This window comes from Lactobacillus agrestimuris (assembly GCF_943193025.1).
Taxonomy (GTDB): Bacteria; Bacillota; Bacilli; order Lactobacillales; family Lactobacillaceae; genus Lactobacillus; species Lactobacillus agrestimuris.
On sequence record NZ_CALPCQ010000008.1, the window covers coordinates 58,125 to 73,530 of the forward strand.

The 15,406-nt window shown below is 33.9% G+C and carries 14 protein-coding genes; 4 read left to right on the forward strand and 10 right to left on the reverse strand.

Annotation, left to right across the window (positions count from 1 at the left end; all coding sequences use genetic code 11):
• Positions 1-60 precede the first annotated feature (60 nt).
• From trmB to NFR82_RS03755, 3 genes are read right to left on the reverse strand one after another with little or no spacing between them, the layout of a single operon-like run.
• The gene (gene trmB / locus NFR82_RS03745) at positions 61-711 is read right to left on the reverse strand and encodes a tRNA (guanosine(46)-N7)-methyltransferase TrmB (protein ID WP_251716954.1); all 651 of its coding nucleotides are present in this window, start codon (positions 709-711) and stop codon (positions 61-63) included.
• 12 nt (positions 712-723) lie between these two features.
• A complete protein-coding gene (locus NFR82_RS03750; protein WP_338146993.1) occupies positions 724-1,920 on the reverse strand; it encodes an ABC transporter permease in 1,197 nt (398 codons plus the stop codon).
• The gene (locus NFR82_RS03755; RefSeq protein WP_251716956.1) at positions 1,913-2,656 is read right to left on the reverse strand and encodes an ABC transporter ATP-binding protein; all 744 of its coding nucleotides are present in this window, start codon (positions 2,654-2,656) and stop codon (positions 1,913-1,915) included. Before NFR82_RS03755 ends, NFR82_RS03750 begins: the two co-directional genes overlap by 8 nt.
• An 88-nt stretch (positions 2,657-2,744) precedes the next feature.
• Here NFR82_RS03755 and NFR82_RS03760 point away from each other — a divergent pair, with 88 nt between their 5' ends.
• The 3 genes from NFR82_RS03760 (at position 2,745) to NFR82_RS03770 (ending at position 4,541) form a co-directional block, all read left to right on the forward strand.
• Positions 2,745-3,182 carry an HIT family protein gene (locus NFR82_RS03760; RefSeq protein ID WP_251716957.1) on the forward strand — a complete coding sequence of 146 codons (438 nt, stop codon included), beginning with the start codon at positions 2,745-2,747 and terminating at the stop codon, positions 3,180-3,182.
• Between the two features lie 9 nt (positions 3,183-3,191).
• Positions 3,192-3,527, forward strand: coding sequence for a hypothetical protein (locus NFR82_RS03765; RefSeq protein ID WP_251716958.1), 336 nt, complete (start codon positions 3,192-3,194; stop codon positions 3,525-3,527).
• A 111-nt stretch (positions 3,528-3,638) separates the two neighbouring features.
• Entirely contained in the window at positions 3,639-4,541 is a 903-nt protein-coding gene (locus NFR82_RS03770) for a peptidylprolyl isomerase PrsA (RefSeq protein ID WP_251716959.1), read from the forward strand.
• A 43-nt stretch (positions 4,542-4,584) separates the two neighbouring features.
• On the opposite strand, the gene NFR82_RS03775 is transcribed toward NFR82_RS03770, so the two are convergent.
• From NFR82_RS03775 to NFR82_RS03795, 5 genes are read right to left on the reverse strand one after another with little or no spacing between them, the layout of a single operon-like run.
• Entirely contained in the window at positions 4,585-5,562 is a 978-nt protein-coding gene (locus NFR82_RS03775; protein ID WP_251716960.1) for a 3'-5' exoribonuclease YhaM family protein, read from the reverse strand.
• Positions 5,555-8,062: an ATP-binding protein gene (locus NFR82_RS03780; protein WP_251716961.1), complete on the reverse strand. Its 2,508-nt coding sequence runs from the start codon at positions 8,060-8,062 to the stop codon at positions 5,555-5,557. Before NFR82_RS03780 ends, NFR82_RS03775 begins: the two co-directional genes overlap by 8 nt.
• Positions 8,052-9,260 carry a metallophosphoesterase family protein gene (locus NFR82_RS03785; protein ID WP_251716962.1) on the reverse strand — a complete coding sequence of 403 codons (1,209 nt, stop codon included), beginning with the start codon at positions 9,258-9,260 and terminating at the stop codon, positions 8,052-8,054. Before NFR82_RS03785 ends, NFR82_RS03780 begins: the two co-directional genes overlap by 11 nt.
• Before the next feature lie 9 nt (positions 9,261-9,269).
• A complete protein-coding gene (locus NFR82_RS03790) occupies positions 9,270-9,620 on the reverse strand; it encodes a YlbF/YmcA family competence regulator (RefSeq protein ID WP_251716963.1) in 351 nt (116 codons plus the stop codon).
• 14 nt (positions 9,621-9,634) lie between these two features.
• Positions 9,635-11,704 (reverse strand): PBP1A family penicillin-binding protein, encoded by a 2,070-nt coding sequence (locus NFR82_RS03795; RefSeq protein WP_251716964.1) that lies wholly within the window; start codon positions 11,702-11,704, stop codon positions 9,635-9,637.
• Positions 11,705-11,792: 88 nt separating this feature from the next.
• Between NFR82_RS03795 and NFR82_RS03800 the strand changes: the two genes are divergently transcribed.
• On the forward strand, positions 11,793-12,632 hold the full coding sequence (locus NFR82_RS03800) for an RluA family pseudouridine synthase (protein WP_251716965.1): 840 nt from the start codon (positions 11,793-11,795) through the stop codon (positions 12,630-12,632).
• A 57-nt stretch (positions 12,633-12,689) separates the two neighbouring features.
• On the opposite strand, the gene NFR82_RS03805 is transcribed toward NFR82_RS03800, so the two are convergent.
• Both NFR82_RS03805 and argS read right to left on the reverse strand, forming a co-directional pair.
• Positions 12,690-13,601: a class II fructose-bisphosphate aldolase gene (locus NFR82_RS03805; protein WP_251716966.1), complete on the reverse strand. Its 912-nt coding sequence runs from the start codon at positions 13,599-13,601 to the stop codon at positions 12,690-12,692.
• Positions 13,602-13,708: 107 nt separating this feature from the next.
• A complete protein-coding gene (gene argS / locus NFR82_RS03810; RefSeq protein ID WP_251716967.1) occupies positions 13,709-15,394 on the reverse strand; it encodes an arginine--tRNA ligase in 1,686 nt (561 codons plus the stop codon).
• Between the last annotated feature and the right edge of the window lie 12 nt (positions 15,395-15,406).

A 15,406-nucleotide genomic window follows, 5' to 3' on the forward strand; every position in this document is an offset into this window, starting at 1 on the left:
TAATTACTTACTATTTACAAGTATTTTAATTAAGGAGCAAGAAAATTGCAAGTAGTTTGGCTATCTAAAATCTGCATGCAAGGCATAAATTGGATTACCCTTAGCCGCAAATTTTTGTTCATACTCAGTTTCTACATTTTTTTCAACAATTTCAGGTTTTTCATGGTGTAAATCTACACTGACAAAGTCAAAGTGCATCCCAAAATTATTCATACTTTGAACAGAATATGAATAAAGTCCGGCATTATCAGTCTTAAATTCGATATGTCCGTCTTCTTTTAACACTGTCTTGTACTTTTCAAGAAATGACTTATAAGTCAAACGACGCTTTTCATGACGTGACTTTGGCCATGGATCACTGAAGTTAAGATAAATTGTATCAGTAGTATTTGCATCAAAGAAGCAATCAATATCAGCGGCATCTCCACGCAAAATTTGTAAATTATCTAACCCTTCTTCAAGTTTAGTACGTAAGATAATTCCTGCAGCGGTTGTTTGAAGTTCGAGCGCTACAAAGTTAATGTCAGGATTGTTTCTAGCCAAAGTTGTGATAAATCCACCCTTACCAGAACCAACTTCGATTCTAATTGGGTGATCGTTGCCAAAACGAGCCGCCCAATCAATTTTTACTTCAGGATTTGGATTTTGAAGCACACTTTCTGGATGTTCATCTACAAGCTTTACAGCCCAAGGTTTGTTTCTTAATCTCATTTATTTAATTCCTTATCTGATATTTTTATTATTTACTTTATAAGGTAAATAACCATAATTTGTCATCATTGTAAATATAAAAAGTACTGCAACTGCAATCAAAAGGTTGAAATTGATTGGCAAAACAATTAACCAAAAGACTGAAATCAAGAACCATTGCAAAATTAAAGCTAAGTTCAAGACTTTGATCAAATCTTTTGATCGCTTTTCTGTAACAATCGGATAAACTCGATACATAATATTTGAATCAAATTCACTAGCCATCGGTAACAATTGGTAAACCGTCAGGAAAATCACCAATGCAGATAATCCTAATGCCCACCAAGTATCTTGTACAATCCAAGAAATCAAAATTGCAAAAATTGTCATTCTAACAAATAAATTTAAATATTCTGGATTTCTAAGAAGTGAACGACGATATAAAAATAAATTTGGATTTTCCTTAACCAATGATTTTGGTAAAAGAAAATCTAGATATTTTCTTCTCTTAATAGTCACCTGTTTTTCAGCAACATCAGTAAACATACTAAAGATAGAATAGATCCGATCTTTTCTGGCCTTTTCACTTTCAACAGCGTATCGCCAATCAAAGATTTTTGGCTTCTTGTTAAAACCAGGTTCCATGAACACCGTCCATAAAACTGTAAAAACAAAGCCAATCAGTGGCATGTAAATACAAAGAAATGCAACCACTAAAGCAATAATTGAAGTCGCAAGATGACTGACATGAGAACCAAAATACAAATTTTTCTGTTCAACCTCAAGCATGCCATATTTAATAAGCAACATTGAAATCACAATCAACACATATTGAGCTGCATTGTATCCAGCCTTGATTGTCGCAAATGGAAAGATGATCCCGGCAAGCAAGATTTCAAGAATACAAGGCACAACCAAACTATAATTAAACATTGGTCTGAGATACTGCCCCATATTTTCATCTTGTGTAAACAAAAACTGCATATCAGCCTCTTGAATTAGAGTAACTAATCTTCCAACAAGAAGCGGTAACCATAAAATCACCGCGATTAACGGTTTATAGAAAACCAGATTGCTGGGCATAGTTTTCATTGCCTGAGCATACCAAAACATCAAAGCACCAAACAAGAAGATTAAGGCTAAGATAAAGAAATCATTAAAGACCAGCGTTAAATACTTTACTGATTGCTTTAAATTCTCATTTAGCCTCTTTTTAGCTAAATTACGCATTGCCATTATCCTCTCTATTCAAAGCTAGATATAACTTATCAAAAGGATCATCTGGAGCTAGGCCGTAATGACTTCTAATTTCAGCTAAATCGCCAATGATTTCAATCGTTCCATTATTTAAAACAGCATAGTTAGAAATTGCAAGTTGGGCATCAGCTAAAACGTGGGTAGTCATCAATACCATTTTTTGATTTTTAATTGCTTCCTTAATCAAATCAATTAAGTTGGCAACAGCTAATGGATCAAGTCCAGTAAAAGGTTCATCAATCACAAGCAAACTAGTATCTGCCAAAAATGCGGACACAATCATCACTTTTTGTCTCATACCTTTAGAAAAGTGAATCGGAAGCCAATCAAGCTTGTCGTCTAATCTAAACATTTTTAAAAGCTCGTGTGCTCTATTCCAGGCTTTATTTTCATCAAGGCCATAACTTAGCATTGTAAGCTCTAAATGCTCTTTAAGCGTTAATTCTGGATATAAAACCGGAGTTTCTGGAATATATGCGACTTGCTTTTTAAATTCAGTTGGCCGCATAAGTAGAGGAATATCATTCAAACTAATGCTCCCCTTTTGTGGTCTAAGTAAACCCAAAATATGTTTAATAGTTGTTGATTTACCTGCACCATTCAGTCCAATTAATCCAAGGGCTTCACCTGGTTTTATTTTAAGGTTGATATCTTTAATTACTGGAACGCCAGTATAGCCTCCAGTTAAATGTTCAATTTTTAAACTCATTTTTCCTACCTTTTTTACAGTAATTTATCATTATTATGATAGCATGAATATTATAATGAACTAAAGAACTAGAATGTGAGGTTTTTTGATGAAAAACGAAAATTTAGTTGAAGATTGCCTATTTTGCAAGATTATTCGCGGTGAAATCCCTAGTTATACTGTTTTTGAAAATGATGATGTTAAGGCATTTCTTGACATCTCACAAGTAAACCCTGGTCACACTTTAATGATTCCAAAGAAACATGTCGTAAACCTTTTTGATTACACTAATGAAGATGCAAAAAAATATTTGCAATACATCCCTGAAATCGCTAATGCAATTAAAAAAGCTTTCCCTAATGTAACAGGAATGAACATTACTACTAATAATGGTGAAGTTGCCGGTCAGGTAGTTATGCATTCACACATTCACTTTATTCCTCGTTTTGAAGGTGATGGCCTCAAGCTTATGACTCGCAATAATGCAGATAACTATGATGAAGCCAAGTATCAAGAAGTTGCTGACAAAATAAAGAAACAATTTTAAGGAGTTAATATGAAACGTTTCGGTTTAGGTGTAATTATCGGCACCGCTGCTGGTTTTGCCCTTTCTCTTTTAAAAGATGAAAACGGTAATCGCTTAGGCAAACCACTTAAAGAAGATATTGATGAATTTCAAAAAGCGTCAGTCAATCTTGTTGACGGTTTAAACAAGGCAAAAAAAGCCAGTCAAGATTTAAATGCTGCTTTACCTGAAGCTGAAAAAGCAATCGAAGGTATTAGCGAAGATGTAAATACCTACCAAATTCACACAGAAAGAACTATTAAAAATTTACAAGCTGACGCTGAAGAAATTAGCAAAAAGTTTGAAAATGATACTAAGAAAGAATAAAGAAAATTTGATTTTTCTGTGAATTCTGAAAATTTGAAAAACTTTCAAGTAAAATTATGTTATATTAATTGACAGTTACTTAATTTATTAAGGATGTGGAGAATTTAATTTATGAAGAGTTATATGAAAAAAGCAGCCGCAGCACTTGCTGTAGCCGGAGTTGCTGTATCACTTGCAGCTTGTTCAAATGGCAATAATGCAACAGTTGTTTCTTACAAAGGTGGTAAGATTACTCAACAACAATATTACGATGAAATGAAGAAGTCTCAAGCTGGTCAATCAACTTTAGCAAACATGATCATTAATCGTGCACTTGAAGAACAATACGGTAGTAAAGTTTCTCAAAAGGAAGTTGACAAGCAATTCAACAATTACAAGAAACAATACGGTTCACAATTTAGTGCTGTTTTGCAACAAAATGGTATGACTCAATCAACTTTCAAGCAAAACATCAAGACTAACCTTCTTTCAGAAGCAGCTTTGAAGGATATTAAGAAGATTTCTAAGAAGCAAGAAGAATCAGCTTGGAAGAATTACCAACCTAAGGTTAAAGTTCAACATATCTTAGTTGCAAAGAAGTCTACTGCTAATAATATTATTAAGCAATTAAAGGCTGGTAAGAGTTTTGCTAGTTTGGCTAAGAAGTACTCACTTGATACTTCTACTAAGAACGATGCCGGTAAGTTACCAGCATTCGATTCAACTGATACCACTTTAGATTCATCATTCAAGAAAGCTTCATTCAAGCTTAAGACTGGTGAAATCACTGAAACTCCAGTTAAGTCACAATCTGGTTACCACGTAATTAAAATGATTGACCACCCAGCCAAGGGTACTTTCAAAGAACACAAGAAGGCTATCGATAATCAAATTTACGCATCAATGGCTCAAGATCAAGAAACTATGAGAAGTGTTATCTCTACTGTATTGAAGCGTGCTGATATTTCAATCAAGGATAGCGACCTTAAGAATGTATTATCTTCATACATTTCAACTAATAATTTAAAGAATTAATTCTAATCATAAAAAAGATCGAGTTTAAAAACTCGATTTTTTTTTACTCTAATTTTTTTGAATTGTCTAAGGCTGCATCTTCTTTAGGACGATAATATCTTTTACCATCTTGGCTAAATAAAGGTTCTGTGAAAGTACCTGGCTTAGTATGTTGAAGTGCATTAGTAATTGCATAAACTGCAGCATCCATATCATCAATTCGATGAAGAATTTCTGCTTCAAGAAGTTGAGGCAAACGTGGGGATGCATACTCATATTTTCCATGATGAGACAAAACCATGTGACGAAGAAGTAATAAATCTTCTGAGGCCAAATCCAGCTTTAATTCTTGTGCTGCCATCATAATTTGTTCATCAATTAATACTAAGTGTCCAACTAAATTTCCTTCAGCGGTATATTGAGTTGCAATTGGACCACTCATCTCTAGGACCTTCCCCATATCATGCAAAATACATCCAGCATAAAGAAGTGAACGATTAATCTGCGAATAATTATCGGCAATCCCTTTTGTATCTCTCAACATTGAAAGCGTATGGAAAGCAAGTCCACCTTGAACAGCATGGTGATTACTCTTTCCCGCAGGGTAATTAAAGAATCTGTCATTCCATTTTTTTAATAAAAATCTGACAATTCGATTCCAAGTTGGATTCAGAATTTCAAAAACATATTTATTGATTTCTTCTGCCATGTCATCCTTTTTCTCGGGTGCAGACTTTACAAATTGACTCAAATCATAGCCTTCATCTGGCCCAACAACTCTCATCGAATAGATTTTAATCTGTGGACGACCTTGATATTCTTCTCGTTTTCCATTAACTTCAACGATTGAACCAGCACTAAACATCTGTGCATCAGATTCAGCAGCATCCCAATAATTACCACGAATTTCTCCTGAACCATCGCTAAATTGTAAAACTAAGAATAATTTATCATTTTTTGTATGGCGTAGTTGTGAACTTTTAATCATTAAGACTAAATCAAATTCTTCGCCATCGTTATAATCTAGTAATCGCTTAAGCATCAAGATTTCCTTTCGTAAACGTTAATGGCAAAATATCCATTTGCTTAATTAAACTATTTTGTGCAGTAAATATTAAAACTTGGTTATTCTCACTAATCTTTCTCAGTAGCTCTTCAATATATTCTACTCTTTGATCATCGAAGTTTACGAATGAATCATCGATTAAAATTGGTAAATTGATTTTATCTTTAATCTGCTCCACAAAGGCTAATTTTAAAGCAAAATATAATTGCTCAGCTGTACCACGTGATAAATATTTAACATCTCGTTTCTTACCATCAGCTCTAATTACTGTAATTTTCTTATCTAACGCAAGATCAGTATATCGTCCACCTGTTAACAGCTTAAAATATTCTTTTGCTGCAGCAAGCATCTTAGGGAATCTCTCATTAGACGCAATATCTAAGGCACGATTAATCCATTTGCTGGCCAAAAGATTAGCTAAATATTCTTTACTTGCATTTTCAAATTTAGTTTCGAGATTTGCCAATTCTTGTCTTGCTTTGAAGACAGCAGTTGAATCAGACAGATTATTCATTTTCACTTGAATTTCTGCAAGTTGAGCTTGTTCATCCGAAATTATTTTTTGAAGATCAGATATTTCTCCCTCTAATTTCATTTTAGCTAACTTCTTATTATCTGAGTTAGAATTAAACTTTTCTAATTCTGTCAGTTGGTCTTTCAGGCTTGCTTTCAAAGCATCAATTCTTGTTTTCAAATCAGCTTGTTTTAAAGATTCTTGATATTGCTGATCAAAATCAGACATATCCTTTAAATTATCTTTTGCAAAAATTGCTTTCAACTCTAAATTTAATTCCTTTTGCTTCTGCTTTTGACTTGAAAGATCAGCTTGAAGAGTTTGTTTACGATCATTTAAGTGACGCTGCTTATCAACGATATTATCAATTACATTAATTGCATTTAAGACACTGTCAAAATCAGACGAGATTTGCTTTTTCAGCGTGTTTTCAACCTTTGTGGTAAATCCTTGTAAATTCAAATTTAAATCGGCTATCTGGTCATTATTGGTCTTAATTGCGCTTTCTTTCAATTGATACTGACTCAATTGAATAAGTAAATCTTTTAAATTTACTTTTTGAGGATCAAAACCATATTTTTGGATAAACAGCTGATACTTTTCTGCCCTTTTCTTATTCTGAATAGCGAGTTCATTTCTTGCTTGATCAGATTTACTTTTTTGTGTAAGTCCATAAATCAGCAGAGCTATTCCACCAACAATTACTGCTACCCCAGGAACAATACTTGAAAATGCCCAAACAAATCCAATTACTAAAGCGATTATTCCAGATATTGTCCAAATTTTAGTTGTATTTTCAGCTGGTTCTATAAATTCTGAACTTACTTCTTGAGGCAAGTTATCATAATCATTTTGTAACTGTTTAATTTGTTCTGAATTCAAATCAATTAATTTTGATAGTTCCGGATTCAGCGCTAAAATTTGTTGTTTCTCGCTTTCAAATTGCTGAGCCTTTTGCAAACAAGCTTGATATTCACTCTGCCACTGTAATACATTTGCACGCTTTTGCACCAATTCTCTGGCAACAGTAAAATCCATGTCCACAGAAGCGTTTAATTGTTCAAGTTGATTTTGCAAACTATCTATACTTTCAGCCAAATTTTTGATTTGAGCAAGCAAACTTTGTGCATTTTGATAATCTTCTTTATCAAAATTTACTTCCTTTTGCTGAGCTTCCAACTTCTTCAGTGTCTGATAATTTTCTAATTGTTTTTGAAGATCTTGATATTCATGGAGTTTATCATTAAGTTTTTTAAGCTTCGAATCATTCTCATCGAGTTCTTTTTTATATGATTTATATTCTTGTTCAAGTTCTTCGTAATCTTGATACTGATTCTCTACCTGAATTAAATTTTCACGCTGATCTAAAATTTCTTTTAATAACCGATTTACTTCTGGTTTCTTACCTGTCTTTTTAAAAAGAGTGCTGGCATTTTTTTCAAAAGAATCACGAATTTCTAGAAGTTTGCTTGAATCCGCCGCACCAAGATAATAAATTCGTTCTAGCAAATCTGTCTGGCTTAAGCTGGACACTTGCCCAAGCATATCTTGATTAAAAATAAAGCTATCAGCATAAAATTCACCATTAATATTTTGAATCTGATCAAAAAATAGACTTTCAGGTACAAGCTGACCATCTTTTTTAACAGTTAAAATACCACGCTTAGTCTTATCCCCCTTAGCCCATAATCTTTCAAGTTCAAAAGTTGATCCTTCTTTATATTCGAAAAATAATGATCCACCCATTGGCGAAACATGAGCAAGAGGAGTGTAATCCTCAAAAAAAGGTGAAGAACTTGATCTTAAATAAAAGCCAAACATTACTTGTTTAATAAAAGCTACTGTTGTACTTTTTCCGGCCTCATTTTTTCCAAAGAATAAATTTAAATTATCACTAGGCAAATCAAATTCTAAATTTGAGAGTTGACCAAAGTTAATAATTTTAATTTTCTTAAGTCTCATCTATTATTCCCTTCAATTCATTGCCCATTTTTACCTTCGCCAAATTTTCAACTTCCTTCAGAAAGTCAGAATCATTAGCGAATTTTTCAGCAAGCCGATCCTTTTTTTGCCAATCTTTACTAAACTTACCAAATTCATTTACAGAAAAAACTTCATTGAAAGCTTGGTCAAAAGCAGCTTGATCACTACTATTTAAGCTCAATTTACTACTAATTTTCAAACGGACATTCACTAGCTGTGAATTATTTTCAAGTTGCATTGAAATATTTTGCCAAAAATCTGTATCTTGAACTAATTCCAATTCTTCTTCTGTTAACAATTGAGCACCATTAATTTGCAAGCTGAAATATGTTGTTTGTGTTGCTTTTAAATTTTGCAAAATTAAATCAGATAAGTCTGACTTACTTAATTCATGATTCAAAATTAGTTCTTGGCTTTTCCAAACTATTGGGCCAGTCTTTTTAAATTCAAGCTTAACCTGATTACTATTCTCATCTATTATCCCAAGATAGCATCCCTTTTCGCCTAATTCATTAATATGGCGCCCTTGAATATTACCTGGATAAACAATCCAAGGATTTTCACTAACATTTTGTCTTAAGTGAATATGACCTAAAGCAAAATAATTGTAATTTAATTCCTTAATATCTTTTACCTCAAATGGAGCATAAACATCATGAGCTGCCTGGTCAGTCTTTTCCTGAGCATGCATTATTCCAATGGTAAAGTTAGAAGATTTCTGAGGAAATTCAGCAATTTTGTCAGTTAAAATATGATTATTTAAATAAGAAAATCCAATCACATCATATTTAAACCCTGATTTAGTGGTGAATGAAGCTGATTCTACTTTTTCGTTCGGTCCCAGTAATTTAAAATATGGACTTTGATTAACCAATAAATCTTTTTCACTCATATGATCATGATTTCCAAAAATCATAACTACTTGAATCTCAGCATCGGTTAATCTTTTAATTTCTTTGGCAAAAAATAGCTGACTACGAGGACTAGGATGATTACTATCAAATGTATCACCAGCAATTAAAACCAAGTCTACTTGTTCATTTAATGCAATATCAACTATTTTACTTAAAGATTGATCAGTTGAACTGGCTATTTGATTAAATGCATTAGATGGCAAAAAAGATAGCCCACGAAAAGGACTATCTAAGTGCGCATCAGCAAAATGAATAAATTTCATATTACCTACTTATTTTCTAAGATCTGTGTAAAGATCATTAATTGGATTGGTGAAAGTCTTTTGTACGTCATCAATTAACTTGTAAAGACCTTGTTCTGCAGTCAAAAGTTTTACAATATTTTCGTCCTTTTGAACCTTTTCACTTAATTCTTTATATTCTTTTTGAATCTCTTCAGACAAAGGTTGGCCTGCTTGTTGTGCAGTCATAATTTGAGTTTGGATTTGATCCATCTTCTTAAACATTGCTGCACTTTCTTCATTTTCGTGAATATCTTTAACTGCATTTTGCAATTCTACATATTCAGGTGTTTTCTTTAGATCTTCTGCTAATTGATTAGCTGAATCATAAATATTTACCATAGTTAATCTTCCTCCTAAATTTTATTACCAAAAAAACCTTTCACGCTATTATACCATTCATTTATCTTTTCTCCTGCAGAACCTATACCTTTTTGAATTTTTTCTCCCAGGCCATTGGTCCAATCGGAATTCGAACCATTTTTGTTGATAAGTTGATTTGGTGCCTTTTCTGTAAATTCTGTCTTTGCGGTATAAGGCAATATTCCTTCCATCTCAGATTTGTATAACCTAGTAATACCAGTTTCAGAGATTCCATGCATGAAGTGATCTTTATTTGTCCTATCAAACCCAACCCATGTCGATACTACAATATCAGGTGTATATCCAACTATCCATTGGTCCTTAGTACCAAAACCATAAGAATTTGGTACTTCAGTTGAACCAGTTTTACCTGCTACTCTAAATCCATTTGGCTGAGCGGTTCTACCAGTTCCGCTTGTAAATACCCCAAGCATCATTGTTGTCATCTCTTTTGCTGTATCTGATGAAATGACTCTATGGTTACCTTGGTTAGTATTATCAACCAATACATTTCCACTTGCATCAGTAATTTTGGTAATAAAATATGAATTGTTTGGTAAATTACCATTATTAGCAAACGCAGAATATGCTCTGGCCATTTGAAGTGGAGATACACCAGTTGATAAACCACCTAAAGCAAGAGCTAAATTTTGATCTTTCTTTGGTACATTAATACCAAAATTCTCAACTGATTTTACACCCTTATCAACTCCAATTTTATCAAGAAGCCATACTGCAGGAACATTTTTACTTTCTGCAAGAGCCTGATACATTGGAATTTTATCTGAGTATCCATTATCTACATTATGTGGCTCATAGTCATTTTTACCAAATTTTTGCAATTTATTAGATAGCATAGAATCATAATGATAACCTGCTTGTAACGCTGGTGTATATACCGCTAATGGCTTAATAGTTGAACCTGGCTGACGCTTCATTTGAGTTGCTCGATTGTAGCCTCTAAAGACATGGTTTCCTCTTCCACCAACTACGGCTCTCACTGCACCAGAGGATGGATCCATCGCTACACTTGCACCTTGAACCTGAGTAGTATCAGCAGCATTTTGTGGGAAAAGCCAATCTTGATCAAAACTATTTTGCATATTTTGCTGATAATTTTGATTTAAAGTGGTATAAATCTTTAGGCCCTTATTCATTACATCTTCTTCTTTTAATCCATATTTATTAATAGCTTCATCTACTACGGAATCAAAGAAGTATGGATACTTATAACCATCTTTATTCTTAAAGGTATTTTGCAGAGTCAAACCTTTTTTAGACTCGACTTCTGCTTGTTGTTTTGTAATTTTGCCATTATTTGCCATTAATTGTAAAACAACATTCCGTCTTGAAAGTGCGTTTGACATATGGTCTATGGGATTATAGAAGCCTGGATTTCTTAAAATACCTGCTAAAGTTGCGGCCTCCCCAATTGTTACGTCACTTGCATTCTTACCAAAGTATCTTCGGCTAGCATCTTGTACGCCCCAAACACCATTTCCAAAGTAGGCATTATTAAGATACATTGTTAGGATATCCTTTTTGGAGTATACATTGTTTATTTCAATTGCAAAAAATAGTTCTTCTAACTTACGAGAAAAAGTTTGTTGTTGCGTAAGTAACGCATTTTTGGCTAATTGCTGAGTTAAGGTTGATCCACCACCTGTAATTTCTCCATGATGGATTATTAGGCTTGCTCCAGCTCTTGCCATCCCCTTCACACTAAAACCAGGGTTAGTCCAAAATGTTCTATCTTCTGTAGAAATAACCGCATTCCTAATATAAGGGGAAATTTTATCATATTCAATAAATGACCCTTTTTGGGAATATAAAGAACCTGCTTTATTCCCTTTATAATCATAAATGGTTGTCGTTGTAGATAATGATGCTTTTAGATTAGAAATATTTGATGTCTTAACTTTTATTGTATAAAAACTACAAATAAACAAAATTATTGTTAAAATAATTAAAATGATCCAACGTCCAATAAAATAGCGTTGATCAATTCGATGCCATAGGCTATCTTTCGATTGATTAAAATCTGATTGTCTTGATCTAGGCATAATATGCTCCTTTTTTAACAACTTGTATTTTATCATAGACGAAAGAATTAAATTTTATTTTGAACATATTTTAGAAAATTTCAAGGTTATGATTTATAAATTTAAACTTATTTATCCAAAAAAATTAAAACCCGCTTCAGTAAGGGATACATTAAAAATGCTTTTAATTCCAAGAAAATGGCAACATTTATTGCGAATAAAACGGCAAATATTAATTAATAATAAATACAGAAATTTTAACGAATTAATTTATCCGAAAGATGAAATTGAACTACTTATTGACTTTGTTGAAAGTGATCAACAGGCTTATCCTCCAAGTGGACAACTTCCTAAGATAATTTATGAAGACGATGATTTATTAGTTATTAATAAAAGAAAGGGCCAAAAGACTCACCCTAATCTTTTCGAGACTGATACGGCTTTAAATGACTGTGCAACATATTTAAAGTCAAGCCCCTACATCGTTCACAGACTAGATATGCTTACAGGTGGTCTATTATTAGTAGCCAAAAATCCGGCTGTAGTTCCAATTTTAAATCGAGAATTGTCAACTAAAACTTTTCATAGAGAATATCAAGCAACTGTTGATCAGGCAGATAAGCTTGATAGTAAAGGTACAATTAATCTTGCCATTGGACAAGATCCAGATGATCAACGTAAAAGAATGGTACGTAAAGATGGTCTTAAATCTATTACCCATTATGAAAAATTAAAAAGTTTATCCAATAACCGTGCACTTGTTAAATTAACATTAGAAACAGGACGAACTCATCAAATTCGAGTTCATTTAGCGGCTTTAGGAAGTCCAATTGTTGGAGATCCTTTATATAATCCTAATTTTCATAAAGGGCAGCAATTAGAATTAATGGCCTACCAGATGTCATTAGTCAAACCTTTTAGTTTCAATAAAATTACCATTAAATTATAATCGTAAATAAAAAAACTCTAGGTTTCCCTAGAGTTTTTTATTTATAAGAATAAATGATTATTCTTCGTTTAATGATGAACGGTCAAATGAAGCATCCTTAAGTTCGTCATCGATTGTCTTGGTACCCATCCAAGAAATCATTTCCTTCATCTTAGCAGTGATTGCTTCAGTACCTGGCAATAACAACTTACGTGGGTCATAACCCTTGTTAGCCTTGTCAAGGTCCTTCTTTTCTTCGAAGTACTTACGAGTAGCTTCTTGGAATGCTAATTGGAATTCAGTGTTGATGTTAATCTTAGCAATACCAAGTTGGATAGCCTTTTCGATTTGGTCTTGAGGAATACCTGAACCACCGTGAAGTACAAGTGGAGTATCTGGAACAGCTTCAGCAATTTCCTTCAAACGATCGAAGTTAAGACCCTTCCAGTCTGCTGGGTAAACACCGTGAATGTTACCAATACCACAAGCAAGCTTATCAACACCTGCAGCAACGAATGCCTTAGCGTCTTCAACTGATGCTAATTCACCACCGCCTTGGTTTTCACCAATCTTACCGATTTCAGCTTCAACTGAAATACCGCGTTCGTGAGCTAACTTGATGATTTCCTTAGTCTTAGCTAAGTTTTCGTCAGTTGGAAGTGCGTGACCATCGAACATAACTGATGAGTATCCAAGAGCGATACATTCCTTAGCTGATTCAAAGTCACCGTGGTCTAAGTTCAAGATAACTGGAACAGAAATGTTCATAGCATCCATTTGATCTTCAACCATGTCCTTAACGAACTTGTAACCACCCATGTACTTAGCAGCACCAGTAGAAACTTGAATCAAAAGTGGGGTTCTAGTTTCTTCTGCAGCACGTAATTCTGCACGAGTCCATTCCAAGTTGTTAGTGTTGTATGCACCAACTGCGTAGTGGTGTTTACGAGCTTCTTTGAAGATTTCGTTACCGTTTACAAAATAAGCCATTAAAAATACCTCCTAAATATCTTACAGACACATTGTACCCTTTTATGAAGTTTTGAACAATCTTTCTGCGGAATGTAAGCGTTATTATTTTATTTTCATGGAAATGATTACATTTCCTTTGGAGCATTAACACCCAACAATCTTAATGCTTCAGTCAAAACAATCGATGTCGCCTTAACTAATGCAAGACGTGCACCAATTTTTTCATCATCAGTTAAAATCTTCACATTTGCATAATACTTGTTAAATTTCTTGGCTAAATCAAGTGAAAACTTAGCAATTACTGATGGTTCAAATTTATCGGCACTTCTTGCAATAATTCTTGGGAAATCCGCTAAATCCTTTGCGACAGCGAATGCCCATTCATCATCAAGTGCAAAATCAGTTTTTGAAGGCTCCTTGCCCATTGCAGCAGCTTTTCTAAGCACACTTTGAGCACGAGCATTAGTGTATTGAACGTAAGGACCAGTGTCCCCTTCGAAGCGAACTACTTCTTCAAGGTCGAAATCAAAGTTATCAAGACGATCATTCTTCAAATCGTGGAAAATAACCGCACCAACACCAACATCGTGTGCTACTTGATCTTGATCTGCTAAATCTGGATTCTTTTCTTCAATTTGTTTCTTAGCAAGACTTACAGCATCCTTCAATACTTGATCAAGGAAGACAACATTACCCTTTCTAGTAGAAAGCTTCTTTCCTCCCTGAGTAATCAAACCAAATGGTACATGATAAATTTCATCTGCCCAGTCGTAACCCATCTTCTTAAGGACGGTCTTAAGTTCAACGAAGTGCTGAGCTTGTTCATTACCAACAACGTAAATCATCTTGGTAAAGTCATATTCCTTCATTCTCCATTCAGCTGCAGCCAAATCACGAGTCAAGTAAATTGAAGTACCATCAGACTTAACAATAATTGCTGGGTTTTCATCTTCACCCATATCAACAACTTGTGCACCACGTGATTCATGAAGAAGACCTTTTTCCTTCAATTCATCAATTACTGGTTGCATCTTATCGTTAAAGAACGCCTCACCATTATATGAATCAAAAGTTACGCCTAGTTCCTTGTAAATGCGGTTGAAGTCTTTGAGAGAAACTTCACGGAACCAAGTCCATAATTTTGTAGCTTCTGGATCACCATCTTCAAGCTTTTTAAACCATGCACGGCCTTCATCATCAAGTTCAGGATCCTTTTCAGCCTCTTCGTGGAATTTTACGTAGTATTTGAAAAGACTCATAATTGGGTCCTTCTTAACATCTTCTTCGTTACCCCAGTGCTTATAAGCAGCGATAAGTTTACCAAACTGTGTACCGTAGTCACCAAGATAATTAATCTTAATTGGAGTATATCCAACCTTTTGCATAGTTTTAGCAATTGAATTTCCAATCACAGTTGAACGAAGGTGTCCCATTGACATTGGCTTAGCGATATTAGGTGATGACATATCAATCGGAACATTACCATGACCTAACTCTTGATCACCATAATGTTCACCTTCACTTAAAACATCCTTCAAGGTTGAAGAAACAAGCTTTTCATGATTAATACTAAAATTAACATATGGTCCAACTGCTTGAATGCTTGCAAAATTATCACTTGAAAGTTTTTCAGCAATTTCTTTAGCGATTTCAGCAGGATTCTTATGCAAAGTTTTTGCTAAAACAAAGCATGGAAAAGCATAGTCACCCATTTTTGCATTTTTAGGGCGTTCAATTAAAGCATCAATTTTATCTTCTGGAAGATCTACTTGAGTCTTAATAAGTTCAACAACTTCATGTTTAAAATCCATTTTTTCTCCTTT

Excerpts from the sequence above, each read along its gene's own strand:
- NFR82_RS03780 (WP_251716961.1), bottom strand. The coding sequence starts at position 8,062 with ATGAGACTTAAGAAAATTAAAATTATTAACTTTGGTCAACTCTCAAAT.
- NFR82_RS03775 (WP_251716960.1), bottom strand. The coding sequence starts at position 5,562 with ATGCTTAAGCGATTACTAGATTATAACGATGGCGAAGAATTTGATTTA.
- NFR82_RS03800 (WP_251716965.1), top strand. The coding sequence starts at position 11,793 with ATGATTTATAAATTTAAACTTATTTATCCAAAAAAATTAAAACCCGCT.
- NFR82_RS03765 (WP_251716958.1), top strand. The coding sequence starts at position 3,192 with ATGAAACGTTTCGGTTTAGGTGTAATTATCGGCACCGCTGCTGGTTTT.
- NFR82_RS03785 (WP_251716962.1), bottom strand. The coding sequence starts at position 9,260 with ATGAAATTTATTCATTTTGCTGATGCGCACTTAGATAGTCCTTTTCGT.
- NFR82_RS03790 (WP_251716963.1), bottom strand. The coding sequence starts at position 9,620 with ATGGTAAATATTTATGATTCAGCTAATCAATTAGCAGAAGATCTAAAG.
- argS (WP_251716967.1), bottom strand. The coding sequence starts at position 15,394 with ATGGATTTTAAACATGAAGTTGTTGAACTTATTAAGACTCAAGTAGAT.
- NFR82_RS03760 (WP_251716957.1), top strand. The coding sequence starts at position 2,745 with ATGAAAAACGAAAATTTAGTTGAAGATTGCCTATTTTGCAAGATTATT.
- trmB (WP_251716954.1), bottom strand. The coding sequence starts at position 711 with ATGAGATTAAGAAACAAACCTTGGGCTGTAAAGCTTGTAGATGAACAT.
- NFR82_RS03805 (WP_251716966.1), bottom strand. The coding sequence starts at position 13,601 with ATGGCTTATTTTGTAAACGGTAACGAAATCTTCAAAGAAGCTCGTAAA.
- NFR82_RS03750 (WP_338146993.1), bottom strand. The coding sequence starts at position 1,920 with ATGCGTAATTTAGCTAAAAAGAGGCTAAATGAGAATTTAAAGCAATCA.
- NFR82_RS03795 (WP_251716964.1), bottom strand. The coding sequence starts at position 11,704 with ATGCCTAGATCAAGACAATCAGATTTTAATCAATCGAAAGATAGCCTA.
- NFR82_RS03770 (WP_251716959.1), top strand. The coding sequence starts at position 3,639 with ATGAAGAGTTATATGAAAAAAGCAGCCGCAGCACTTGCTGTAGCCGGA.
- NFR82_RS03755 (WP_251716956.1), bottom strand. The coding sequence starts at position 2,656 with ATGAGTTTAAAAATTGAACATTTAACTGGAGGCTATACTGGCGTTCCA.